Source organism: Pseudomonas pergaminensis, from assembly GCF_024112395.2.
Classification (GTDB): domain Bacteria; phylum Pseudomonadota; class Gammaproteobacteria; order Pseudomonadales; family Pseudomonadaceae; genus Aquipseudomonas; species Aquipseudomonas pergaminensis.
On the sequence record NZ_CP078013.2, the window covers coordinates 4,147,204 to 4,170,283 of the forward strand.

The following is a 23,080-nucleotide window of genomic DNA, read 5'->3' on the forward strand; positions in this document are numbered from 1 at the left end:
ATTTCGACTCGCCCTGGCGCACCGCCTTTTGCGCAACCTGGAGGTTTAACGCACTAAATTGAACGAATCTGACCCTGTTCCGCTCAATACTTCAGGACACACAAACACCCACACGGACGAGGTTGAGGTAGCGGACATGGCAGCGAAAAAGTGTGAAGCATCGACCACACCTGGCTGGGACGAACAACTGGCCGGCAACACCGAACTGTTCTTCGAAGCCGATCGGCTGGAGAAGGCAGCCTACGACATCATTGGCACTAGTCTGGCCGACGCAGCCGCGTGGTTGCGCTTTAGCGAGGCCAAGCAGATTGCCGACGCAAAGCGTACCGAGGCGTACCAAGACTTGATGCGCATACGCCGGTGCATGCTGGACCGAGACTCGCGGCCCTCCCCTCGCGCCGATCACCCTCCCCAGCGCGGCCCCTCCGCCGCCCATTGAGACTGCAAGCGTCTCACCCACCGCGAGAAAAAATATTATACAAACCCGCCCCGCTCCCCAAACATCCAGGGGCAGCCCGCGTCAGCGGAACTTCCCTGGTTTTTTAGAGCAGGCCCCTCTATGGCACGATTTAAAACCACGCTGTTGGCTTTCCATTTCCTGACAATCGCAGGCCTATTCATGCCCTCATTGAATGCCCACGCCAACACCCTCGACTCAACTGTGGCAACCCCTTCGCAAGACGCCGTCTACCAACTGCGCATCTACGAAATTTTCGAGACCAACAAGGTTGCGTTTCATCAGCGATTTCGTGATCACGCCATGCGCATCATGGCCCGCCATGGGTTCGATATCATCGCCCTGTGGGAAGCCAAGACCCACCAGCGTACCGAATTCGTCTACGTGATCAGATGGCCTGACGCCGATACGATGCGCCAGGGCTGGAAAAACCTGATGGCTGATCAGGAGTGGTCCGCCATCAAGGAAAAAAGCGCCGCGGAACACGGCGCGATGGTGGGCGAGATTCAGGAAAAGGTGATGGCGTTGACCGACTATTCACTGATACCCGCCGGCCTGCCACGGCCATGACGCAAAGGTAACTTACAGTTCCTTGAAGCGGTGCCGCGGTATTCCCGGCACCGGCAACCGGATGCTGTAGATATTGCCCGCCGCCGGATAGTCCGCGTGCTCCGCCGCCGACATGCCGAACTTGGCAGTGGTGATAAACAAGGTGCGCCTATCCGCCCCGCCAAAGCAGCAACTGGTGGGGCGTGGCACTGGCATTGGCAAGGTCTGGAGCAGGACGCCATTGGGGTCGTATTGGAGCAGGCAGCTGCCATTGAACTGGCAAACCCAGAGGTTGCCCTCGACATCCAGGGCCAGGCCGTCCGGGCGCCCCAGTTCAGCCGGGGTCTGGGCAAATACCGAGACTTGTTCCAGGTAGCTGCCATTTGCCGGGTAGCGGGCACGGTAGAGGGTCCGGGCTACCGAGTCGACGAAGAACAGCTCGCGCCCATCACGTGACCACACCAGGCCGTTGGGCAGGCTGATGTTGTCCAGTATCACCGAGGCGTTCAGGCCGGCGTCGTAGCGGTAGAACTTGCCCGTATTGCGGCTGTGCGCCTCATCCATCAAGCCGGTGATGAAACGGCCCTGGGGATCGCAGGCACCATCGTTGAAGCGGTAGGACGACAGCGTGATGGCCAGCTTTGAGTGCTGGATGACCCGCAGGCGGGTGCGGTCGAGGATGGCAACTCCGGCATTCTGGGTAAAAATCAGATTGCCCTTTTCGGTCAATGCCAAGGCGCCAATACGCGAAGGCGACTCATACAACCGTGTCAGGTTGCCCTGTAGATCCAAGGCATTGATCTGGCCGCCACTGATGTCCACGAACAGCAGGCACTGGTGGGTTTCATCCCAGACCGGGCTCTCACCCAGGTCAGCCTGGCAGGGCGAAAAAAGACGAAGCTCTTCCTGAGCAGGCATAGTCAACACTCCTTGATCTGGTCCCAACGCTGGGCGACTTGTTCGGCAGTGGCGGCCTTCACGCGAGCCAGATCCACGGGATAGTCGACACCCGGGTTTTCCGCAAACCGAGTCGCCGTAAACTGGCCATTGCTGGCGCGCAGGACGTAACCGGAATCCTGGCATTGCTGCGACGCCAGGAACACCACGCCAGGCGTCACCCATTCGGGCTTGAGGTTTTCCGGTTCGCCCGTCACGCCCCACATGCGGGTCTTGGCCACGGGTGATACCGCATTGACCAGAATGCCCGACTCCGCACCTTCCATGCTCAACGCATTCATGATGCCCAGTTGCGCCATCTTGCCGGCGGCGTACGCCACCAGGCCGGGTTGCGCATAGTGCTGGTACATCGCACGGTCTGACGAGGTCAATATCACCCGGGCGGCAGTAGAGTGTTGGAGGTGTTTCCAGGCATGTTTGCATAACCAGATCGGCGTGTAGATATTGATATCCACCGCGCGACCTATGAATGTTGCATCAGCCTCATCAATGGGTTGATAACCGACCCAACCGGCGTTGTGAATCAAAATATCGAGTTGACCAAACGCCTCGATGGCCGTCGCCACCAACTGCTCGCAACCCTGTTCGGTGGACAGGTCACCGTGATGTCCGACCACGTTAAAACCCTGGTCTGCAAGGGTGCGAGCCGCTTCCATGGCAATCGAGCCATCGCCCCCCGCGCCCAACTTGTCCGCACCAATATCACTGATCACGACATTGGCGCCCAGCGTAGCCAGGGCTTGCGCGTAACTGAATCCCAACCCTCGGCCTGCGCCCGTTACAACGGCGGTCATTCCTGTAAAGTTCATTGGCTATTCCTCTTGAGTGCCACTTCACCTTAACAATGTATATCGGTGCTGTTTAATACTAACGGCGGCGCAAGTTGATACTTGGTTCATATCAAGTTGATGTTTATTGCGCGCAAACCCGGAGTGAACGGCCCCTCCATGAACTTCACTGCGGGATTCTGGTCTGCTGGGTAGTTTTGCAAGTTTTGGATCCAAAGTTTAACTGGGCGATGTTTATTCCTTAGTCGAACGCTGGATTACCGGTACCATTGCTGCACCTAGTCCACTGATCAGTTCAAATGAAGGAACAGAAGAAATGATCGAAACCCGCCTGCTACGCCAGTTCATTGCCGTGGCTGAAGAGCTGCATTTCCACAAGGCTGCCATCCGCCTGCACATGGCCCAGCCCCCGCTGAGCCAGGCCATCAATCGCCTGGAAGACAAACTGGGGTTCAGTCTGTTTACCCGTAATAAGCGCGGGGTCAAACTGACCCCGGCCGGCGGTGCGTTCCTGGAGGCCGCGTATAGCACCCTGAAGGCGTTGGAGCAGGGCATCGAACACGCACGTCAGGTGTCCGAGGGGATTGCCGGCAAACTCACGGTGACTGCGGTGTCGATCGCCTACTACGAGTCACTGCTCAGTACGCTGCGCCAGTTTCGCGAGACCTTTCCCAAGGTCCAGTTGGTCATCAAGGAGATGCCCTCCTCCAGCCAGGCCAAGGCCATTCTGTCGGGAGAGGCGGATATTGCCTTCATGCGCAAGCTGCCAATTTCGGCGGAAAACGTCGAGTCCCGCCTGTTGCTGGATGAAGAGATCGTGATGGCGCTGCCCGCCCATCACCCTAAGGCAAAGGACGGCCAGATAGACTTGAGGGACTTCGCCGGCGAAGACTTCGTGTTCACCCCCGAAGCCCTGGGTACCGGCTATCACAGTCAGCTTATTGCATTGTGTGAAGCCGCCGGTTTTTACCCCAAGGTGGTGCAAGAGGCCGCACAGATCCATACCCTGATCGGCCTGGTAGCCTGTGGCTTCGGGGTCGCCCTGGTACCCGAGTCGATTGCCAACTCAATCATGCGCGACAAGGTACTGTTTCGCCGGATCTACCCGGTGACCGCCTCCCCCAACCCGGCAATCGGCCTGTACATGAGCTGGAACACCCACAACGAATCGCCGTTGATGGACAGCTTTATTTCCATGCTCGACTTCAACGCCGCCCCCGGGGTTGAGGGGGCACTGGCCGTACAGGTCGGTTAGAGTGCCAGCCGATAATCCTTGAGCCATGCGGCAAGGGACAAAGCGGTTTCCAGGTTATTGCGCTTGAGCTGGGAGTTGAAGGCCCCCACAGGCTGTTCAAGCTCGCGACGCAATTGCGTGCGATCAATGATCTGGAAAACCGCGTTGTCGGCTTGTTGCAACAGCGCACGGGTTTGCGCGCGCAGGAACTGTTCATACGCCAGGTTGGCAGACGTCGGGTAGGGACTCTTTTTGCGCTGCATGACAGCGTCAGGTACCAGGTCGGCACAGGCCTGCTTGAGCAACCACTTTTCCACGCCCTCCTTGCCCTTGATGCTCCAGGGTACGTTGTAGACGTACTGCACCAGTTCATGGTCGGTGAACGGCACACGCACTTCGAGACTGGCGTACATGCTCAAGCGGTCCTTGCGATCCAGCAGGATCGGCAGCCAGCGATGCAGGTGCATGTGGCAGACTTCGCGCATCTTGCGCTCCTCAAGGCTGTCGCCCGGCAGATGTTCGACGCTGTCCACCGCCTGGCCATAACTGCTGCGTTGGTATTCGGCGAAATCACACAGTTTGTTGAAGTCCGCGTTGATCATCTCGGCCTGCAGCAGCTGCATGCGCGACAGCCATGGAAAGCGCTGGGCTTCCAGGGCCTGGGGGTCGCGGAACCAAGCGTAGCCACCAAACACCTCATCCGCTGCTTCGCCGGAAATGGCCACGGTGGAGTGCTCGCGGATGGCCTTGAACAGCAAGTGCAGTGAGGTGTCCACATCGCCGAAGGTCTGGGCGGAGTCGTTGGCCCTGAATACCGACTGCCGCGCCACCTCGCTCACCAGTTCCTGGTTGTCGATCAGGATGGTCTGGTGATGGCTGCCGATCGCTTCGGCCGCCGCCAGCGCAAAGGGTTGGTCGCGGTCAGGGCGAAAAGTGTCGGCACGGAACTGTTCGGCCTGGCCGACAAAGTCCACCGAAAACGAGTTGACCACACCGCCTTGTTCGGCTTGCAGTTTTTTCTGCGCCATGGCGGTGAGGACGGTCGAGTCCAGGCCGCCGGAGAGCAAGGTACAGACCGGCACGTCGGCATACAGCTGTTCGCCCAGGGCCTTTTCCAGCAAGGCGCGGGTTTTCTCGACGGTTTGTGCGTCGGTGTCGGTGTGCTCATGACGTTCGACAGCCCAATAACGCTGCACCTTCGGTGCGCGCCCCGCCAGCAATTGCAGGCTGTGGCCCGGAGGCAGTTCGCGAATGCCCTTGAAGGCCGTTTGCGCGGTAGCCTTGGACAGGGACAACGCGTCCACAAGGCCGACAACGTCCAGCGCTCGCTGGAACTGCGGATGGGCGAGAATGGCCTTGGGCTCCGAGGCGAACAGCAGGCCAGCGTCCAGCGCCGCATAAAACAGCGGCTTGACGCCCAGACGGTCGCGCAGCAGCAGGAAACGCCCCTGGCGCTCATCGAAAATAGCCATCGCAAACATCCCGGTGAGGTGGTCGACGCATTGCTCACCCCACTCCAGATAGGCGTGCAACACCACTTCCGTATCGCTGCGAGTCGTGAACTGGTGCCCGGCCTTGCTCAAACGTTCACGCAGTTGGACATAGTTGTAGACCTCGCCGGTGTACACCATCGCCACCGTCGCCCCGCCCGCAGTGGTGAATGTCATCGGCTGCACGCCGCCGCTCAAGTCAATGATTGCCAGCCGCCGGTGCCCCAGTAGCGCGTGCTGCCCCTGCCAGATCCCTTCGGCGTCCGGGCCACGTCGCGTGAGGCTGGCGGTCATTTCGGCAACCAGTGGACGTTGATCTTTGAGGTCTCGCGCAAAGTCGACCCAGCCTGTAATTCCACACATATCAAAGGATCCTTATTGGTCGAGTGCAGCCGCCGGCAATGGGCCACGCAGCGTTTCAAGTCGTTTAGCCAAGTCGATCAATTGCAGCTCGCTGTCGCGGCGCCCCATGATCTGCAGGGCCAGGGGGGCCTTGCCGTCAGCACTGAGCATGATCGGCAAAGTGATTGCCGGCAGGCCACTGAAGCTGGCTAAGGGTGTAAAGCCGATTTTGCGTGAGTAATCCGGGTCGGCAGGCGACGGAATGGTCGAATCGCCCGGCAGCGGACGGCGCACATCGAATGGCCGGCAAGGGTCGATGGGAAACACCACCACGTCCACGCCTGCAGCGTCAAAACAACCGTCAATGGAGGCACGCACCGCCTGCATGCGCGCAGTTATCTGCTGATACTCGGCGTCGCTCACCCCGGCACCTACCTCCAGCGCGGCCTGGGTCGACCAGTGCAAATCGGCATCGAAAATTTCACGCCATACCTGGGAAGCCAGCCACGCGTCCCGGGCACATAACTGCCACGCCGAACCACGGCAGTCCCACAGTTCGGGCAACTGCATGGGCACTTGAGGCATACCCAGGTCTGCCAGGAGGCTTTTTGCCTGGTCCATCATCGCCAGCATCGGTGCCGTGGTGACACCGTCGTCAATGTGGCTCAACACGCCAATCCGGTAGGTGCCGGCCAGCGGCTTTTGCACGCCCAGGTGTCGCTCAAGCCCCAGCCTGGGCATCAGGAAGTCCAGGTCATCGGCGGTACGCGTGACCCAGCCGAGGGCGTCCATGGAGGGTGACAACGGGAACACACCGTCCAGATTGGAGGCCTTGTGAGTCATGCGCAGCCCCACCATGCCGCAATGGGCTGCAGGCCAACGCACGGAGCCGAGCACATCGGTGCCCAGGGCGATGTCACACAGGTGTGCGGCCACGGCAACCGCCGAACCGGTGCTGGAGCCGGAGGGGTCTATGCTCGGATACAACGGATTGCGCGCCCCGCAGCCGAAACCGATATTGAGTTCGGTGGTGGCGACCTTGTACAGGATGCGCACCTCGGGATGTACCGCCCACAAGGCGCTGGCGGACACATCGGGATAGTGCCGGTAACTGCGTAACCCCAGACGCGTGGGCATGCCCGCCACGTCGACGGTGTCTTTGACCCCCATGCGGAACGTGGCTGTGTCGTCGGTCACACTCGAGACCAGGCAACGGTATTGGCTGTCCGCCGAGCCTGCCCAGTGGTTGTACTGCCCGGCCCATTGATGCCGCAGTTGCGGCTGTTCCAGCAGCAAACTGTAGCGCTGGCGCAACGGTAACCTGAGAAATTCCGGCACCGCCATGGCCTGTTCACGTTGGCTCGCGTGGCCGGACAGGTAGGCAGTAATGCTCTGCTCTGCAGTACGGATGCTCATGACTCTCAACTCCCTGTTTGCTGGATAGCCCAAGCCTGCGGCTTGCCGCTGGCCGACAAGGGCAACTGCTCGACGCGTCGAATCTGCACCGGCTTGGGAAAATGAACGCCCAGGCGCTCGATGGCCTGGGCAAGGCTCGCCTCCGTGAGTGTGGGCGAGCTGAAAACCACTTCGTAGGCCTCACCGCGCAACTCATCGCGCAGGGGCATGCACGCCAGGTGCTGGCACTGGGTCACGGCACTGATTTCAGCGCGCAGGACACCCAGGTCCTGGCGCACACCATTGATTTTTATCAGCTGGCTGGCACGCCCCAACCACTGGAATTGCCCATGCCCAACCGCCAGGATCCAGTCGTCGCTCTGGTGCGTCAGTGCCGACACTTGTCCCTCAGCGGCCCTTGCGATTCGCGGGCTGTGCACGTTGAGTCGCGACTCCACCCCCACCGGGCTGAGCAGCGAGACATCCTCGAATACCGTCCAGGCCGTGGCTGCCTCGCCAATGGGACGATGTGCAATGGCACCGGTCTCGGTCGAGCCGAGCAGTTCGATAAACGTCGCGCCCTGGCCGGCATAACGATCAACGATCGCGTACGCCTTGGAAGGCAGCGCCGAAGCGCTATGCAGTACCAGTACGGGCACCTGCGGCACCAGGCGTTTGAGCAGCGATGCGAGCAATGTCCAGGTGCTGGCGATACACAGGATCACTGTCGGCCCCCTGACCTGCAGGTCCGGCAGCAGGAGTCCTTCCAGGGAGCAGGATTGCAATCGGGCCCGGGTCACATCGGCACCGACCTGCCCCAGAATCATGCCGTAGATGTGTTCGGTAGGGGCGAACGACAGGATATCCGTGACACCCGCGGCCCACGTACCGAGGATCATCCGTGCTTCCTGCTCCATCTGCCGCCGGGTGCGGGCCCACTGGCGCGGCGCGCTGGTAGACCCGGAGGTACGGAAGACATGCTCCGCGCTCATCGCCTACACCGCCTGCAAGGTGGCAGTGTCTTCCAGGCGCTCCTTGACGAACTGCTCCATTTTTTCCAAGGTCTCGAACCAGTAGCGAACGTCGTCGCCGACATAGTCCACCTCGATACCAAACCGCTCCTCGATGGTGGTCACCACTTCAACCGCCATCAGGCTGTCGAAACGCTCGCCGATAAAGTCGCGAAAACTCTCGTCCGCGCCAATGCTGCGAACTTCAGGCCCCAGTAGTGTTTCCAGGGCGGTGCGGATATCGTCTTTTACAGTGCTGACGTTAGTCATGTTATTAACCCTTGGTGGCAGCGTTAGTCAGTGTTTCACCCGTGGCGTAAAAAACACTTTCAGGAAACACATCCTCGTACTGCAGATAAAAGAATGAATCGGCAAACTGCGTGGTAAAGAAGTTGAACAGTTGCGTGGCAAAATCCTTGCGGAAAAACTGATCACGGCTGGCGGCTATCGAGGCGCGAATAAAGAACACACGACTACGCTTTGTTTCACCATGGTTGATCGCCATGGGTAGGCCGGCACTGAATACACTGTCTTCATCCAGCGCACTAAAAATCACCATGCAGTGCCCCGGATCCAGGCCATGGCCCTTGAGTTCCCGGGCAACTTTCAAGGCGATTTTCTTTTTCTCGCTTATTCCCAGAAACCCGGAGCGAATGTTGATCGTCGGCACATGAGCCTCTCAAGACAAATACAAGTTAGGAAGTACCGGCAACTGCCCCTTGAACCACTGCCCCACCAGACTGCCCAGGCAAGTGGACAGCGCGTCGTGCCCTTCGCGGTACATCGGTGACCAGGCGTAACCGCCGTCCGTCTCGACGTTTTCCAGGAAATACAGCACGTGAGCGCGGTCTACCTCGAGGCCGAAATCGCAGGACGCGGCCATGGCTTCGTAGGTACTGAGCAGGTCCGGAATGCGATTGCCGGTATTGGCGAAACCACCCTGCTTGACCTTGTGCCGCCGCAACAAGGCAAGCATTTCGTCATCATCGCGGTGGCCCAGGTATCGCAGGCATTTGAGCGCCTGGACACTGGATCGGAACGTCGGCACACCGCCCGGGAAATTGGCGAAGGCCAGCGGTTCCTGGGTGACGGCGCAACGCCTTACAAAGCGCTCCAATTGCCCGCAGTCAATTCCGTCACTGCGGCCCAACCGGGTGATGATTGAAACCGCGGAAGCCGTCGACACCATGTCCGAGCCTCGCCCCTCCCAGAAGCCGAAGCCGCCATCGGGGTTCTGGATCCGCCCCAGCCACGCCAACACGGCCTGCCGCGCCTGCGGCGAGTCGCGCAGCGCACCGGCCGCCAAGGCCCACGCCGTACAACGTACTTCTGCGCCACGGCCGGGCATATACATGACGCCGGCTTCGTTGGGCAGTTGACAGCCCTCGATCCACCTCACCGCCGAGGCACGGGCATGCGGGGAGAGGCGGCCATCCAGGACGGTGGCGGCAGTGGTCAAGACATCCGCCGCCGCGCTTTTTTCACGGTAGGTGTAGCCGCCATTGTCGACATAAAGCTGCTGGACAAACCGGCTGACGCCCAAGGCCAGCCCACTTACATCCTGGCCCAGGGCCTTGAGCGAACCGACCGCACAAAACACCGCCCATACGTCTTCACAGTCATAGCCTTGCCAGCGCACAAACCCGCCTTCAGGGCCACGCAACGACTCGATCCACGCGACGCAATCGGCACTGTGCAATGGTGCGGTTCCCAGTGCGGCGAGGGTCGCAGTGGTGCGATAGGTGGCCCACAGGCACGGTGTATCCGCCGCTTCACTGAAACGAAACCCGCCCCCTTCCAGCTGCTGGGCCTGCATCCAGTGGACCAGTCGATCCATATCCCATGCAGGCACCCAGTCGCCTTGCTGGCTGAGCGCCTTCCAAGCCATCACGCCATAAAAGCACGCGCGCACATCGGCCTTGTTACGCTGGGCAAACGCGGGCGACCAACTCAGCCCGCCATTTTCACACTGCAATGCACTGAGCCACTCGAGCAGCATGGCCGGCTCTTTCACTTGACCGTGGCACACATTGATCAAGGTGCGTACGGCATAGTGCGTCGCCCACACGTCCGCGCTCTGCCCCGCGCACATGGCGTAGGCCTGCCCGTCCCACAGGCTGTCCAGCCATGGTTCGGTCTTTTCCGACACCTGTTCCAATGCGCCGAGATCGTTGAGGGTTTCCGTGCAGTAAAACGTTGCCCAGGCATCCGAAGGCATGCCTTTGCTCCAGGCATAGCCACCATCGCGATTCAATCGCGTCTCGATGTAGCGACGAATCTGCGGCTGGTCGACGGAATGCAACTGATCGATCCAGGCCAGGCTGCGGATGGCCGCATACGTGCACCAGAGGTCCGGTTGGCCACTGACCACCGCGCGGCCCTCGGGGAAACGTGGCGGGATCGGACTGAAGGCATTCATTGCTGGCCACCGACAAAGCGCAGGTTGGTTTTTTTCCAGCTTTTTTGCGAGGCGCCACTCTTGCTGACCGCCGCCAGGTTGTTGACGAACAGGATCCTGTCCCACTGCAGGTTCATGCGTTCCTGGGAGCACTCGCGCAACGAGTCTGCGAGCCCGGCTTCCAGCGCGTTGTCCCAGACCACGTCGCGCTCCAGGATCAGGCTGGCACTGTCGGTCGTACGGTCCACCTCGATCATGTAGCCGGTGGCGTTGCTGGTGCCGTAGACGATTTCCTCGATCTTGCGGATTTCAAGGTCCACTCCGGAGACCATGACAGCGTCGGAATCTCGACCGTTGACCATCATTGTCGGTCCAGGCAAACCGACTGCACACTCGGACGTGATGGTCACGCTGTCGCCGGTGTCCAGGCGCAACAGGGGGCGGGCGTAAAGATTCAGCGGGGTGACGACCAGGCGCCCGCTGGCGCCTTTGCTCAAGGGTACGATCTGACCGCTGGCGGTCACCAATTCGAAGTAGTTGGTACCCGTGGTCAAACGTTGCACCTTGCCCTGGGTCACCGCCGCCAAGGTGCCGGTTTCGGTGCTGCCGTAGCTGGCGTCGTGAATATCGCAAGCCCACCACTGCGCCAGTTTTTCCCGGAATGGCCGGGTATTGACCTCGCCCAGCAACATGATCGCCTTGATCGACTCACTGACACGCTCCAGCATCTGCCGCTGCTTGAGGTAGCGCGTGAGCTGGACGAGGACCCCCGGCGCGATAAAGATCACCGTCGGACGGTACACCTCGAACATCTTGCACAGGCGCTCCCAATCGGTGATACCGGTGGTGAAGGGGTAGGCACGCACATGGGAGACATCGAGGTATTCGCACACATTGGCGATCAAGTCGCCCACTGGAACGATGTCTGACGGCATCAGATTGGCGACCCGCGAACCGGGCTCGATAACGTGTCGCCAGTGGAACGCTACCGACACCGCGTTCCAAATGATGTCTTCCTTGAGCCTGGGGCTGGGGGTCGGCTCGCCGGTGGTGCCGGTGGTTGCGTAATACTTGGCGGCCTGGCCGTATTCAACGGTGCAGAATGCACGTGGAGAACCTTTCAGGCTGGCCTTGGGTGTCAGCGCCAGGGCCTGGAACCCGGCAAAACTGTAGTCACCCAGGGCATGGTAGAACTCGCTCTTGCGAGCACGTTCCCATACGGCCCGCAGTTTTCGCTCATAGAAAGGGGCGTCGGGGATCAACTCCCCATGACGCAGGATTTCGCTTTCGGCGCCCTGCAAAACCCCATAGTAATGATCGTTATGCACTAACATTAACTTGCCCTCGTTAAAAAACCCCAGCGAGAATTGGCGAGCCGAGCGATAAAGTAAAATACTTTCGCGGTCTATTTGTAAGAGCCTGCAGATATCAGAGAAAACGCCCGATACTTGGCGACCCGGCGATATTATTTAGTTAGGGTCGTGCCCCCGCGATACGCGAGTCGCCCGCACATTACAACTAACTAAACAGTTCACAGCTCTCTAACACTGGGGGGCACCACGCGCCGACTAATACCCGCCAAAAGTATTAAACAGAGACTTTTATAGTATTTCTCATCTCACTGTTGTCACCGCACTATCACCGCCACCTTGCAAAAACGAGTTCCGGGCATAACCACGACAGTCGCTTAAAAGACGGCGCCAACTTAGTGCACTTGCACCGGCGGGACCTTCGACTTATGCACCGACAAGGAGACGCTGAATGCTGACGACACACAAACACTTCCAGGCCAACGCCACTGGCTGGACACCCGATACGTGGCGCTCACGCACGGCCCTGCACCAGCCCGTCTACCCCTGCCCCACCGAACTCCAGCATACCTTGCAGCGACTGGCCCAGCGGCCCGCGCTGGTGAGCGCTGGCAAGATCCTGCAACTCAAGACCTTGATCGCCCAGGCGCAGGACGGCCAAGGCTTCATCCTGCAAGGCGGCGATTGCGCGGAGTCTTTTGACCACTGCTCCAGGGAGACCACCGCCAGCCAGGTCAAAGTGCTGCAACAAATGACTCAAGTACTGATGCAGCGCCTGCAAATGCCGGTGATCTGCCTGGCGCGCCTGGCTGGGCAATACGCCAAGCCGCGTTCCAGCGACAGCGAAACCCTGGGCCAGGAAACCCTGCCGGTGTACCGCGGTGACATCGTCAACGGCAGCACGTTTAGCCCACAAGAACGCCGCGCCGACCCGCAACGCCTGCTGCAGGCTTACAGTTGTTGCGCTTCAACCCTGGGGTTTGTCCGTGCCCTGTATGAAACCGGTATCGATGACCTGCTCAAGCCCGCGCACTGGAGCACGGCATGGATCGACACGCACCCTGAGAGAGCCGCCTTCCATCGCACAATCCAGGGTGTGCAGCACACCGCGCAATTCATGGCGGCGCTGGCAGGCAGCGACACCGACCGTTTTCTGCACCGTGAAACCTTTGTGTCCCACGAAGCCCTGCTGCTGGACTACGAGCATGCCCTGACGCGCCAAGAACCGGGTTTCGACGGCTGGTTCAACCTGTCCACGCACTTTCCCTGGATCGGCAAACGCACTGCCGACCTGGAAGGCGCGCATGTGGAGTACTGTCGCGGCATCCGCAATCCATTGGGTGTGAAAGTGGGTGCCGAGGTCAGCCCCGACGCCTTGCTGGCGCTGATCGAGCGACTCAATCCCCACAACGAACCGGGCCGACTGACACTGATTCACCGCATGGGCGCTGACCAACTGCGCAAGGCACTCCCGCCCTTGCTCAACGCCGTCACTCGCTCAGGCGCCAAGGTGCTGTGGCTATGCGACCCCATGCACGGCAATACCGAGACCCTGGCCTGCGGTACAAAAACCCGACGTTTCGAGCAGATCATGGGCGAGATCGAGGTGGCCTTCAGTGTCCATCGCGAACATGGCACGCGTTTGGGCGGCCTGCACTTGGAGCTCACAGGGGAGCACGTCACCGAGTGTCTGGGCGGGGCACGCAACCTGCAGCCCGAGGACCTGTCCCGTCGTTACTTGAGCAAGGTCGACCCGCGCCTCAACTATGAACAAGCCCTTGAACTGGCGTTGCGCGTCGCACACCTGACCTGAACCCGCCCTCCTCCCACCACTGAGTTCCTATGCCAGCTGTCATCTATATTTTTTCGCTCTGCACCTTCACCTTCGGCTTGTCCGAATTCGTTGTCGCCGGCTTGGTATCCGCGATTTCGCTGGACCTGCACGAGTCCATTTCGAACGTCGGCTCGGCCATTGCAGCGTACGCCCTGGGTGCCGCCATCGGCGCCCCGGTCATCACGGCCATGCTGGCCAGCTGGCGCGACAAATCCGTCTTGCTGCTGACCCTCGCCGTACTTGCCATCGGCAGCGTGGTTATCAGCCTGGCGCCGGATATCCTGACCTTGCACGGCGTACGCTTCATCATCGGCTTGGCGCATGGCGTGTTCATGGCCGTGGCCTCCAACGCGGCAGTCAAACTGGTCGACCCGATGCGTGCAGGGCGCGCGCTGTCGCTGGTGTGGATCGGCCTGACGCTTTCGATTGCCTTTGGCGTGCCGATCGGCACCTTCTTCGGCAGCTACTGGTCCTGGCGGATAGTGTTCCTGGCTATCGGTGGCCTGGGCCTGATCAGCACGGTGGGGCTGGTCCTGCTGATGCGCCGGCAACCCACCGCGTCACCTAACGCTGGCCAAGGCTTGAAACAAGGCCTCGCCGCCCTGTTGCACCGCGAACTGTTGATGGCTGCCACGATCGCGATGCTGGTGAGCGTCGCCACGTTTTCGTTTTTTACCTTCGTGTCGCCGTTTCTGCTGGACATCACCCGTATCCAACCGCAGGTGCTGAGCCTGGCGATGCTGGCGTTCGGTGTCTGCTCCATTCTCGGCAATGTGCTCGGCGGCTATCTCGTGGATGCATTCGACGCGGACCGATGCTTGCTCGGTGGCTTGAGCGCCTTGATGCTCAACCTGATGAGCTTGTATCTGTGGGGGGACTCGGTGATCGCCACCCTGACGCTGGTGGGGCTATTGGGGGTAGTGTTCTTTGCCATTGTGACCATGTCGACCCTGCGCATGCTGCGCCTGGCACACCACTATATTCCGCAATCCAGTGCCGTGGCGTCGGGACTCAATATTGCGTCATTCAACCTCGGAACAGCGTTGGGTGGCGTCGGCGCAGGGTGGGTGATTACCCATTTCGGTCTCGCCTACATCCCCATCGCAGGCGCAAGTGCGGCCCTGTTGGCCATGGGTACACTTGCCCTGCAAATGAAAAGCCGGCCGGGGCTGCAGGAGGCCTTGCGGGAAAGCCCCTGATAGCCAGGGGCCGCCGATCACGGTTTGGGGGCCTCAGTCCGACACTTGCTCGAGGAAAATAAGCTGCAAAGGCTCCTTGAGCAAACCGTCGGCCGCTGCTGCAAATGCCTTGAAGTACGGCGTGGCAAAATGTGCGTCGAGGGCGGCCTGGTTCTTGAAAGCTTCCCGCATGTAGAACGTACCGGGCTCGTCACGCAGCTCAAACAGCACATAGTCAAGGTTACCGGGCTCGGTGCGCGTTGGTTCAACCAACGCCAACAAGCCTTGCTTGAGTGCCTGCTGCTGGCCGGGCTTGGCCTTGAGCACGGCGATGGATACCAAGGGTTTTTGCATGGTGGGCACTCCGTTGGGGGAAAGGCTCGGGTGTTGGCTGGCGCAGCCTGCGGTCAACGACACCAGCAGCGTCAACCCCATCGACCTGATCAAGGTGTTCATGCAAACCCCTCCAGCACAATCTTGCCACGCGCCTTGTTACTCTCGACCAACGCATGGGCACGGCGCATGTTGGCCGCATTGATAGCGCCGAAATGCTCACCCAGGGTGGTCTGCAAAATGCCTTGGTCGATCAGTGTGGCGATGCGATTGAGCAGGTGATGCTGATGGATCATGTCCGGGGTTTCGAACAGCGAGCGGGTGAACATCAACTCCCAGTGCAGGGACAATGACTTGAGTTTGAGCGGCATCACATCCAAGGTGCGGGGATCATCGATCACCCCCAGGCGCCCCTGGGGTCGCAACACTTCGATCAATTGCGCCAAGTGCTCCTCGGTGTGCGTCAGGCTGGCCACATGACTGACCTCGCCAACCCCCAGCGCTTGCAGTTGGGCCAACATCGGCAGGCGATGGTCGATCACATGATCGGCGCCCATGCGCTTGACCCAGTCGACGGTCTCCGGGCGCGAGGCAGTCCCGATCACGGTCATGCCGGTCAGCTCGCGGGCCAATTGCACCAGCATCGAGCCCACGCCGCCAGCGGCACCCACCACCAGCAATACATCGCCGTCGCCGCCGTCTTCGCGCACTCCGAGGCGATCAAACAACAATTCCCAGGCAGTGATCGAGGTCAGCGGCAAGGCCGCCGCGTGGGCAGCGCTCAACGACTGCGGGCGGTGCCCGACAATACGCTCGTCCACCACCTGCAGTTCACTGTAACTGCCTGCCCGGGTCAGCGAGCCGGCGTAGTAGACCTTGTCCCCCGGCTTGAACAACCGGACGTCGGCGCCGACGTCGCGCACGGTACCGGCCGCGTCCCAGCCGAGCACCTTTGGCTCCTTGGCGAAGCTGCCGGAGCGGACTTTGGTGTCCACCGGGTTGACCGCGACCGCCTCGACTTCTACCAGCAAGTCCCTGGGGCCAGGCGTGGGTGCGGCGATGTTGACGTCTTGCAGTGAGCGCGGGTCGTGGATGGGCAGACCGTGTTCGGTAAAGGCGATGGCTTTCATGGCAGCTCATTGATGAAGGAAGTGGCGAGCATCTTTACCGTTCCCACTACAAAGAAAAATCCACACAATGCAGCAACACTTTCACTCTGGAAGAGAAAATGATCCGTATCGATGACCTTGGCTTGTTCCTGCGCAGCGCCGCCCTGGGCAGCTTTACCGCCGCCGCAGTCGAGGCCGATTTGCTACCGGGGCAGGTGGCCGCTGCAATCAAGCGTCTGGAGCGGGAACTGGAAGTGCGCCTGTTCACCCGCACGACGCGCAGCCTGCGCCTGAGCGCTGAAGGTGAGCAGTACTTGCCCACGGCGCGGTCAGTGCTCGAACACCTGGAGCAAGGTCGGGCCAACCTGCACGGTGACAATGCGCCGCTGCGTGGCACCCTGCAGATCGCCGCCCCGTCGGACCTGGGGCGCAATATCCTGCTGCCGTGGCTCACCGAATTCCGCCGGCTGCACCCGGAGTTGAACCTGCGCTTCCTGCTCTCGGACCACGTGAGCAACCTGTTTCGTGACCCGGTGGATGTGGCCATCCGCTACGGCCTGAACGAAGACGCCAACTATATCGCCCTGCCCCTGGTGCCCGGCAACCGCCGGGTACTGGTGGCGTCCCCGGACTACCTGGCACGCCAGGACGCGCCCCGAACGCCGCAGGACCTGTCGCGTCACACGTGCCTGCCCTACCTGCAAAGCGGTCGGCTGCATGACCGCTGGCAACTGGGCACGCAAACCGTGCACGTCGCCGGCCCGCTATTCAGCGATGACGCGGATGTGGTGCGCCGATGGGCCCTGGAGGGTGAAGGGATCGCCTACAAATCCTGGCTGGACGTCAGCGCCGACGTCCAGGCTGGCCGTCTGGTGGTACTGCTGACCGACTATCCCGGTGATGTGTACCCCCTGAGTTTCGCCTGCCCCCATCGCGGGCAGGTCTCGCGATCAGTGGCTGCGCTGCATCAATGGCTGAGGCAGCGGTTCAGTGCTATGGCGCCTTTTGCGATCGAGCACTAGCCAACCGTCGTGACGGTACTCATCAAATTATTGCTGACTCTTGCGCTTCCGGTATTATGGTATACCATCATACACAAACCCACCGTACCCAGATGGAGCAGCCATGAGTTTCGAAATCCGCAAGATCGTCAGCTACGTAGAAGAAACCTTTATCGAAGGCGGCAAGGCTTCTGACACGCCGGTGACCATGGTCGGCCTGGCGGTCGTCCTGAAGAACCCGTGGTTGGGTCGCGGCTTTGTCGAAGACCTGAAACCCGAGATCCGTGCCAACTGTTCGGATCTCGGCGCGCTGATGGTGGAGCGCCTGGTCGGCATCATCGGCGGCGCAGAGAAGATCGAAGCCTATGGCAAGGCCGCCGTGGTCGGTGCCGACGGCGAGATCGAACACGCCTCGGCCATCATCCATACCCTGCGCTTTGGCAACCACTACCGAGAAGCGGTCAACGCCAAAAGCTACCTGAGCTTTACCAACAAGCGAGGCGGCCCGGGCACGTCGATCCAGATCCCGATGATGCACAAGGATGACGAAGGCCTGCGCTCGCACTACATCACCCTGGAAATGCACATCGAGGATTCGCCGCGTGCCGACGAAATCGTCGTGGTCCTGGGCTGTGCCGATGGCGGTCGCCTGCACCCACGCATCGGCAACCGTTACATCGACCTTGAGGAACTGGCCGCTGAAAAAGCCCAGTAATCAAGGCTCGTCACTCAAACAAAAAGGTATGCAGGAGCGCTCCATGATTCGGCTCACCGCTGAACGCACCCCGGCTGGCACCAGTTATCTGGCGACCGGCCAAGGCCAGCCTGTGGTTTTGATCCACGGCGTGGGCCTGAATAAAGAAATGTGGGGCGGGCAAGTCGTTGGCCTGGCCCCGCACTATCGCGTGATTACCTATGACATGCTCGGACACGGCGCCAGCCCGCGGCCGGAAAACGGCACACCGTTGCTGGGGTATGCCGACCAACTGCTGGAGCTGCTTGACCACCTGCAATTGCCCCAGGCAACGGTGATCGGCTTCTCCATGGGCGGGCTGGTGGCACGCGCGTTTGCCCTGCATTACCCCGAGCGCCTCAAAAGCCTGGTGGTGCTTAACAGCGTGTTCAATCGCAGCCCCGAGCAGCGCGCCGGCGTTATCGCGCGCACCGCCCAGGCCGCCGAGCACGGGCCGGATGCGAATGCCGAAGCCGCCCTCTCGCGCTGGTTCAGCCGTGAATACCAGGCAGCCAACCCGGCGCAGATCGCGGCGTTGCGCCAGACGCTGGCGGGGAACGACCCACAAGGCTACCTGACCACCTACGAGCTGTTTGCCACCCAAGACATGTACCGCGCCGACGAGCTGGGCAACATCAAGTCTCCCACCCTGGTGGCGACCGGCGAACTGGACCCCGGCTCGACACCGCAGATGGCCCGTCAATTGGCTGATCGGATTCCGGGTGCCACCGTGGCTATATTGGCCGAGCAACGGCATATGATGCCGGTTGAATCGCCGCGCCTGGTCAACCAGCTGTTGCTGGACTTTCTCGAAACGGCACACGCCCAACAACAAACGATAAAGGGGATCGTGGCATGACGCTTGAACGCTTCCAGATGTGCATCGGCGGTGAATGGGTCGATGCCCTGTCCGGCAAGACCTTTGACAGCCTTAACCCGGCCCTGGCAGCACCCTGGGCGCAACTTCCGGATGCCGATGAAGCCGATGTGGAGCGCGCCGTACAAGCCGCACAGACGGCTTTCGACAGCCCGGCCTGGCGTGGCCTGACCGCCACGGCACGCGGCAAACTGCTGCGCCGCCTGGGTGACCTGATCGCCGAGAACAAGGAACACCTGGCCCAGTTGGAAAGCCGCGACAACGGCAAGCTGATCCGCGAGACACGCGGCCAGGTCAGCTACCTGCCGGAGTTCTTCCACTACACCGCCGGCCTGGCCGACAAGCTCGAAGGCGGCACCCTGCCACTGGACAAGCCCGACCTGTTTGCCTACACCGTGCACGAAGCCATGGGCGTGGTGGCAGCGATCATTCCGTGGAACAGCCCGCTGTACCTGACCGCGATCAAGCTTGCGCCTGCCCTGGCGGCGGGCAACACCATCGTGATCAAGCCGTCGGAGCACGCCTCGGCGACCATCCTCGAACTGGCGCGCCTGGCCCTTGAAGCCGGCATCCCGCCTGGCGTGGTCAACGTGGTCACCGGCTACGGCCCCAGCACTGGCGCCGCCCTCACCCGTCACCCGCTGGTGCGCAAGATCGCCTTTACCGGCGGCGCGGCCACGGCACGGCATGTGGTGCGCAGCAGCGCCGAGAACTTCGCCAAGCTGTCCCTGGAACTGGGCGGCAAGTCACCCAATATCATCTTTGCCGACGCTGACCTGGACAGCGCCATCAACGGTGCGATTGCCGGGATCTATGCGGCATCCGGCCAAAGTTGCGTCTCGGGCTCGCGCCTGCTGGTGCAGGATGAGATCTACGACGAATTCGTCGAGCGCCTGGTTGAGCGTGCCCAACGCATCCGCATCGGCAACCCGCAGGACGACGCCAGCGAAATGGGGCCGATGGCCACCGCGCAGCAACTGGCCGTGGTCGAAGGCCTGGTGGCGGACGCCATCGCTGAAGGCGCACGCCTGCGCACCGGAGGCAAACGCCCGCAGAACCTCGGCGAAGGCTGGTTCTATGAGCCGACGCTGTTCGAATGCGACCGCAATTCGATGAAGATCATGCAGGAAGAAGTCTTCGGTCCGGTGGCCTCGGTCATCCGTTTCAAGGACGAAGCCGAAGCGCTGGCCATCGCCAACGACTCGCAGTTCGGCCTCGCCGCCGGCATCTGGACCCGCGACCTCGGACGTGCCCACCGCCTGGCCCGGGACGTGCGCTCGGGGATCATCTGGGTCAACACCTACCGCGCGGTGTCGGCCATGGCCCCCATCGGTGGTTTCAAGAACAGTGGCTACGGACGCGAAAGCGGCATCGACTCGGTGCTGGCCTACACCGAACTGAAAACAGTGTGGATCAACCTCTCCCAGGCGCCCATGCCTGATCCTTTTGTGATGCGTTAAGAGACCCCGACCATGATCGAACCCGGCATTTACAAAGACGTCATGAGCTCATTCCCATCCGGGGTCACGGTGGTCACCACCCTCGACCCGGACGGCGGCATCGTCGGCATCACCGCCAGTGCATTCAGCGCGCTGTCGATCGACCCGGCCCTGGTGCTGTTCTGCCCCAACTATGCCTCGGACACCTACCCGATCCTGCGCGACAGCAAGCGCTTTGCGATTCACCTGCTGTCGGCTGACCAGACTGCCGAGGCCTATGCCTTCGCTGGCAAAGGCAAGGAAAAGGCCAAGGGCATCGAGTGGCAGTTGAGCGAGTTGGGCAACCCGCTGCTGGCCAAGGCCACGGCGATCATTGAATGCGAGTTGTGGCGCGAATATGACGGCGGTGATCATGCGATCATTGTCGGCGCGGTGAAAAACCTGATCCTGCCTGCGCAGCCGGTCACGCCGATGATCTACCACAAAGGCAAGCTGGGCCCGTTGCCCACGCTGGCGTGAGGAGCGCCGGGGGCCGGATGGCGGGCGCCGCGAGGGTTTGTCGCTTAAAGAACGCAGCATGATAAACTTCGGCACGATTTCGGCCTCAATCGGCGCAGCCGCCCCTGGCCTCCAGTTAACCGCCACATTCAGAGCAGACCCCATGAAACGCCTGCCACTCGACGACAGCTTCAAGGTCAATCACAACCCAGTTACCCTGCGCGAAATCGTGCTGGAGAAACTGCGCAGCGCCATCATGAACTTCCAACTGCTGCCGGGTGACCGCCTGGTGGAGCGCGACCTTTGCGACCGCCTCGGCGTCAGCCGCACGTCGGTGCGCGAAGCCTTGCGTCACCTGGAATCCGAAGGCCTGGTGGAGTTTGCCGATGCCAAGGGTCCGCAGGTAGCGATCATCACCCTGGCCGATGCCGTCGATATCTACGAACTGCGCTGCGTGCTCGAAGGCCTGATCGTGCAGCTGTTCACCCTGCGCGCCAAGGCCAAGGACATCAAGGCCCTGGAAAAAGCCCTGGAGGAAAACCGCAAGGCCCTCAAGGATGGCGAGTTGCAACAGGTCATCGACTCGGTACAGGGCTTCTACGACGTATTGCTCGAAGGCTCCGGCAACCACGTGGCCGCCACCCAGTTACGCCAGTTGCAGGCCCGCATCAGCTACCTGCGCGCCACTTCGGTGTCCCAGGAAAACCGCCGTGGCGACAGTAACCAGGAAATGGAACGCATGGTCCAGGCGATCAAGAGCGGTGACCCCCTGGCCGCCCACCAAGCCTGTGTCGATCATGTGCGCGCCGCCGCCGCCGTGGCCCTGGACTACCTCAAGCGCAAGCAGGAAGAAACCGGCAAGCTCCCGGAAATCACCCTGCCCATCGCCCTCAAAGAACCCCGCATAGGCCATTGACCGTGCCCAGCCCACGCTTTTGCCCGACGTGCGGCGGCAGTGACCTCAGTCACCAGCTGCCACCGGGCGATACGCATGAGCGCCTGATGTGCCGGGGCTGCGGCTATATCCACTACATCAACCCCAAGATCATCGCCGGCTGCATCATCGAGCAGGACGGCAAATACCTGCTGTGCCAACGGGCGATCCCGCCCCGCCCCGGCACCTGGACCCTGCCCGCCGGCTTCATGGAAGGTGGCGAAACCACCGAGCAGGCCGCGTTGCGTGAAGTGTGGGAAGAAAGCGGCGTACGCGCGGAGATCCTTTCGCCCTACTCGATCTTCAGCGTGCCCAGGATCAGCGAGGTGTACATCATCTTTCGCGCCATCGCGCTGGAGGTCACCGGCCAGTTCGGGCCGGAAACCCTCGACTACAAATTCTTTGCGCCCGAGGATATCCCTTGGGACAGCATCTACTACCCGGCGATCCGGCAGATCCTCGAGCGGTATATCGAGGAACGCCAGGCGGGGGTGTATGGCATTTATATCGGGAATGACGACAGCGGCAGGATCCACTTTATTCGCTGACCTTCAGGCGGAACCGGGTCAACGTGTGGGAGCGGGCTTGCTCGCGAAGGCGCCCTACCAGACGGCCCCCCTCTAACTCTAACCCCGCGATCCAACTGTAGGAGCTGGCTTGCCTGCGAAAGCGGCCTGACAGCCGACCACCCTCCAACTGTCCCCCCCGCGATCCAAATGTGGGAGCTGGCTTGCCTGCGAAAGCGGCCTGACAGCCGACCACAATTCAACTGTCACCCCGCGATCCAATAATGTGGGAGCTGGCTTGCCAGCGATGGCGGCCCGACAGCCGACCACAATTCAACTGTCACCCCGCGATCCAAATGTGGGAGCTGGCTTGCCTGCGAAAGCGGCCTGACAGCCGACCACCCTCCAACTGCCCCCCCCGCGATCCAAAAATGTGGGAGCTGGCTTGCCTGCGAACGCGGCCTGACAGCCGACCACAATTCAACTGTCACCCCGCGATCCAAATGTGGGAGCTGGCTTGCCAGCGATGGCGGCCCGACAGCCGACCACAATTCAACTGTCACCCCGCGATCCAAATGTGGGAGCTGGCTTGCCTGCGAAGGCGGCCTGACAGCCGACCAGAATGTTGGATCTGACCGGGTACATATCCGTTATTTGGGTAACGGCTGCTATGGGTTCCGCCCTTACGGCGGCTCACTTTTGAAAAGC

Annotated in this window: 23 protein-coding genes; 12 read left to right on the forward strand and 11 right to left on the reverse strand. The window is 61.2% G+C overall.

Annotated elements, in window-relative coordinates:
• Nucleotides 1–136: 136 nt before the first annotated feature.
• Entirely contained in the window at nucleotides 137–439 is a 303-nt protein-coding gene (locus tag KUA23_RS18675) for a hypothetical protein (protein ID WP_252992611.1), read from the forward strand.
• Nucleotides 440–619: 180 nt separating this feature from the next.
• On the forward strand, nucleotides 620–1,027 hold the full coding sequence (locus KUA23_RS18680) for an NIPSNAP family protein (protein WP_223204466.1): 408 nt from the start codon (nucleotides 620–622) through the stop codon (nucleotides 1,025–1,027).
• Between the two features lie 12 nt (nucleotides 1,028–1,039).
• Here the strand turns inward: KUA23_RS18680 and KUA23_RS18685 are convergent, their stop codons facing one another.
• Both KUA23_RS18685 and KUA23_RS18690 read right to left on the reverse strand, forming a co-directional pair.
• Nucleotides 1,040–1,924, reverse strand: coding sequence for an SMP-30/gluconolactonase/LRE family protein (locus KUA23_RS18685; protein WP_099492773.1), 885 nt, complete (start codon nucleotides 1,922–1,924; stop codon nucleotides 1,040–1,042).
• Nucleotides 1,925–1,926: 2 nt separating this feature from the next.
• Nucleotides 1,927–2,772, reverse strand: a complete 846-nt coding sequence (locus KUA23_RS18690) for an SDR family NAD(P)-dependent oxidoreductase (protein WP_100490332.1) — start codon at nucleotides 2,770–2,772, stop codon at nucleotides 1,927–1,929.
• 295 nt (nucleotides 2,773–3,067) lie between these two features.
• Between KUA23_RS18690 and KUA23_RS18695 the strand changes: the two genes are divergently transcribed.
• A complete protein-coding gene (locus KUA23_RS18695) occupies nucleotides 3,068–4,006 on the forward strand; it encodes a LysR family transcriptional regulator (RefSeq protein ID WP_099492775.1) in 939 nt (312 codons plus the stop codon).
• Here KUA23_RS18695 and asnB read toward each other — a convergent pair.
• From asnB to KUA23_RS18730, 7 genes are read right to left on the reverse strand one after another with little or no spacing between them, the layout of a single operon-like run.
• Nucleotides 4,003–5,838, reverse strand: coding sequence for an asparagine synthase (glutamine-hydrolyzing) (gene asnB, locus KUA23_RS18700; protein ID WP_252992612.1), 1,836 nt, complete (start codon nucleotides 5,836–5,838; stop codon nucleotides 4,003–4,005). The genes KUA23_RS18695 and asnB overlap by 4 nt on opposite strands.
• 12 nt (nucleotides 5,839–5,850) lie before the next feature.
• Nucleotides 5,851–7,233, reverse strand: coding sequence for an amidase (locus KUA23_RS18705; RefSeq protein WP_252992613.1), 1,383 nt, complete (start codon nucleotides 7,231–7,233; stop codon nucleotides 5,851–5,853).
• 5 nt (nucleotides 7,234–7,238) lie between these two features.
• Entirely contained in the window at nucleotides 7,239–8,204 is a 966-nt protein-coding gene (locus tag KUA23_RS18710) for a class I adenylate-forming enzyme family protein (protein ID WP_252992614.1), read from the reverse strand.
• A gap of 3 nt (nucleotides 8,205–8,207) precedes the next feature.
• Nucleotides 8,208–8,492: an acyl carrier protein gene (locus tag KUA23_RS18715; protein ID WP_100490329.1), complete on the reverse strand. Its 285-nt coding sequence runs from the start codon at nucleotides 8,490–8,492 to the stop codon at nucleotides 8,208–8,210.
• 4 nt (nucleotides 8,493–8,496) lie between these two features.
• Entirely contained in the window at nucleotides 8,497–8,892 is a 396-nt protein-coding gene (locus KUA23_RS18720) for a hypothetical protein (protein ID WP_078049142.1), read from the reverse strand.
• Nucleotides 8,893–8,901: 9 nt separating this feature from the next.
• The gene (locus KUA23_RS18725) at nucleotides 8,902–10,641 is read right to left on the reverse strand and encodes a prenyltransferase/squalene oxidase repeat-containing protein (RefSeq protein WP_252992615.1); all 1,740 of its coding nucleotides are present in this window, start codon (nucleotides 10,639–10,641) and stop codon (nucleotides 8,902–8,904) included.
• A complete protein-coding gene (locus KUA23_RS18730) occupies nucleotides 10,638–11,954 on the reverse strand; it encodes an AMP-binding protein (RefSeq protein WP_099492780.1) in 1,317 nt (438 codons plus the stop codon). Before KUA23_RS18730 ends, KUA23_RS18725 begins: the two co-directional genes overlap by 4 nt.
• Before the next feature lie 427 nt (nucleotides 11,955–12,381).
• Here KUA23_RS18730 and KUA23_RS18735 point away from each other — a divergent pair, with 427 nt between their 5' ends.
• Nucleotides 12,382–13,743 (forward strand): 3-deoxy-7-phosphoheptulonate synthase, encoded by a 1,362-nt coding sequence (locus tag KUA23_RS18735; protein ID WP_252992616.1) that lies wholly within the window; start codon nucleotides 12,382–12,384, stop codon nucleotides 13,741–13,743.
• Nucleotides 13,744–13,772: 29 nt separating this feature from the next.
• Nucleotides 13,773–14,963, forward strand: a complete 1,191-nt coding sequence (locus KUA23_RS18740) for an MFS transporter (protein WP_252992617.1) — start codon at nucleotides 13,773–13,775, stop codon at nucleotides 14,961–14,963.
• Nucleotides 14,964–14,996: 33 nt separating this feature from the next.
• Here the strand turns inward: KUA23_RS18740 and KUA23_RS18745 are convergent, their stop codons facing one another.
• Together KUA23_RS18745 and KUA23_RS18750 are read right to left on the reverse strand one after the other, a co-directional pair.
• The gene (locus KUA23_RS18745; protein WP_078050951.1) at nucleotides 14,997–15,296 is read right to left on the reverse strand and encodes a putative quinol monooxygenase; all 300 of its coding nucleotides are present in this window, start codon (nucleotides 15,294–15,296) and stop codon (nucleotides 14,997–14,999) included.
• 98 nt (nucleotides 15,297–15,394) lie between these two features.
• The gene (locus KUA23_RS18750; RefSeq protein WP_078049149.1) at nucleotides 15,395–16,405 is read right to left on the reverse strand and encodes a zinc-binding alcohol dehydrogenase family protein; all 1,011 of its coding nucleotides are present in this window, start codon (nucleotides 16,403–16,405) and stop codon (nucleotides 15,395–15,397) included.
• A 98-nt stretch (nucleotides 16,406–16,503) separates the two neighbouring features.
• Here KUA23_RS18750 and KUA23_RS18755 point away from each other — a divergent pair, with 98 nt between their 5' ends.
• From KUA23_RS18755 to KUA23_RS18785, 7 genes are all read left to right on the forward strand, one after another.
• The gene (locus tag KUA23_RS18755) at nucleotides 16,504–17,406 is read left to right on the forward strand and encodes a LysR family transcriptional regulator (RefSeq protein WP_252992618.1); all 903 of its coding nucleotides are present in this window, start codon (nucleotides 16,504–16,506) and stop codon (nucleotides 17,404–17,406) included.
• A 103-nt stretch (nucleotides 17,407–17,509) separates the two neighbouring features.
• Nucleotides 17,510–18,100 (forward strand): amino acid synthesis family protein, encoded by a 591-nt coding sequence (locus tag KUA23_RS18760; protein ID WP_078049151.1) that lies wholly within the window; start codon nucleotides 17,510–17,512, stop codon nucleotides 18,098–18,100.
• Nucleotides 18,101–18,143: 43 nt separating this feature from the next.
• Nucleotides 18,144–18,977 (forward strand): alpha/beta fold hydrolase, encoded by an 834-nt coding sequence (locus KUA23_RS18765; RefSeq protein ID WP_078049153.1) that lies wholly within the window; start codon nucleotides 18,144–18,146, stop codon nucleotides 18,975–18,977.
• On the forward strand, nucleotides 18,974–20,455 hold the full coding sequence (locus KUA23_RS18770; protein ID WP_252992619.1) for an aldehyde dehydrogenase: 1,482 nt from the start codon (nucleotides 18,974–18,976) through the stop codon (nucleotides 20,453–20,455). The genes KUA23_RS18765 and KUA23_RS18770 overlap by 4 nt, the downstream gene beginning before the upstream one ends.
• 12 nt (nucleotides 20,456–20,467) lie before the next feature.
• Entirely contained in the window at nucleotides 20,468–20,953 is a 486-nt protein-coding gene (locus KUA23_RS18775) for a flavin reductase family protein (protein ID WP_252992620.1), read from the forward strand.
• A gap of 142 nt (nucleotides 20,954–21,095) precedes the next feature.
• Entirely contained in the window at nucleotides 21,096–21,848 is a 753-nt protein-coding gene (locus KUA23_RS18780) for a GntR family transcriptional regulator (RefSeq protein ID WP_078049157.1), read from the forward strand.
• A gap of 2 nt (nucleotides 21,849–21,850) precedes the next feature.
• Nucleotides 21,851–22,414, forward strand: coding sequence for an NUDIX hydrolase (locus KUA23_RS18785; protein ID WP_100492442.1), 564 nt, complete (start codon nucleotides 21,851–21,853; stop codon nucleotides 22,412–22,414).
• Nucleotides 22,415–23,080: the final 666 nt, after the last annotated feature.

What these genes read in the sequence shown, in the direction of transcription:
- KUA23_RS18675 (WP_252992611.1), top strand. Translation starts at nt 137, where the DNA reads ATGGCAGCGAAAAAGTGTGAAGCATCGACCACACCTGGCTGGGACGAA.
- KUA23_RS18680 (WP_223204466.1), top strand. Translation starts at nt 620, where the DNA reads ATGCCCTCATTGAATGCCCACGCCAACACCCTCGACTCAACTGTGGCA.
- KUA23_RS18685 (WP_099492773.1), bottom strand. Translation starts at nt 1,924, where the DNA reads ATGCCTGCTCAGGAAGAGCTTCGTCTTTTTTCGCCCTGCCAGGCTGAC.
- KUA23_RS18690 (WP_100490332.1), bottom strand. Translation starts at nt 2,772, where the DNA reads ATGAACTTTACAGGAATGACCGCCGTTGTAACGGGCGCAGGCCGAGGG.
- KUA23_RS18695 (WP_099492775.1), top strand. Translation starts at nt 3,068, where the DNA reads ATGATCGAAACCCGCCTGCTACGCCAGTTCATTGCCGTGGCTGAAGAG.
- asnB (WP_252992612.1), bottom strand. Translation starts at nt 5,838, where the DNA reads ATGTGTGGAATTACAGGCTGGGTCGACTTTGCGCGAGACCTCAAAGAT.
- KUA23_RS18705 (WP_252992613.1), bottom strand. Translation starts at nt 7,233, where the DNA reads ATGAGCATCCGTACTGCAGAGCAGAGCATTACTGCCTACCTGTCCGGC.
- KUA23_RS18710 (WP_252992614.1), bottom strand. Translation starts at nt 8,204, where the DNA reads ATGAGCGCGGAGCATGTCTTCCGTACCTCCGGGTCTACCAGCGCGCCG.
- KUA23_RS18715 (WP_100490329.1), bottom strand. Translation starts at nt 8,492, where the DNA reads ATGACTAACGTCAGCACTGTAAAAGACGATATCCGCACCGCCCTGGAA.
- KUA23_RS18725 (WP_252992615.1), bottom strand. Translation starts at nt 10,641, where the DNA reads ATGAATGCCTTCAGTCCGATCCCGCCACGTTTCCCCGAGGGCCGCGCG.
- KUA23_RS18730 (WP_099492780.1), bottom strand. Translation starts at nt 11,954, where the DNA reads ATGTTAGTGCATAACGATCATTACTATGGGGTTTTGCAGGGCGCCGAA.
- KUA23_RS18735 (WP_252992616.1), top strand. Translation starts at nt 12,382, where the DNA reads ATGCTGACGACACACAAACACTTCCAGGCCAACGCCACTGGCTGGACA.
- KUA23_RS18740 (WP_252992617.1), top strand. Translation starts at nt 13,773, where the DNA reads ATGCCAGCTGTCATCTATATTTTTTCGCTCTGCACCTTCACCTTCGGC.
- KUA23_RS18745 (WP_078050951.1), bottom strand. Translation starts at nt 15,296, where the DNA reads ATGCAAAAACCCTTGGTATCCATCGCCGTGCTCAAGGCCAAGCCCGGC.
- KUA23_RS18750 (WP_078049149.1), bottom strand. Translation starts at nt 16,405, where the DNA reads ATGAAAGCCATCGCCTTTACCGAACACGGTCTGCCCATCCACGACCCG.
- KUA23_RS18755 (WP_252992618.1), top strand. Translation starts at nt 16,504, where the DNA reads ATGATCCGTATCGATGACCTTGGCTTGTTCCTGCGCAGCGCCGCCCTG.
- KUA23_RS18760 (WP_078049151.1), top strand. Translation starts at nt 17,510, where the DNA reads ATGAGTTTCGAAATCCGCAAGATCGTCAGCTACGTAGAAGAAACCTTT.
- KUA23_RS18765 (WP_078049153.1), top strand. Translation starts at nt 18,144, where the DNA reads ATGATTCGGCTCACCGCTGAACGCACCCCGGCTGGCACCAGTTATCTG.
- KUA23_RS18770 (WP_252992619.1), top strand. Translation starts at nt 18,974, where the DNA reads ATGACGCTTGAACGCTTCCAGATGTGCATCGGCGGTGAATGGGTCGAT.
- KUA23_RS18775 (WP_252992620.1), top strand. Translation starts at nt 20,468, where the DNA reads ATGATCGAACCCGGCATTTACAAAGACGTCATGAGCTCATTCCCATCC.
- KUA23_RS18780 (WP_078049157.1), top strand. Translation starts at nt 21,096, where the DNA reads ATGAAACGCCTGCCACTCGACGACAGCTTCAAGGTCAATCACAACCCA.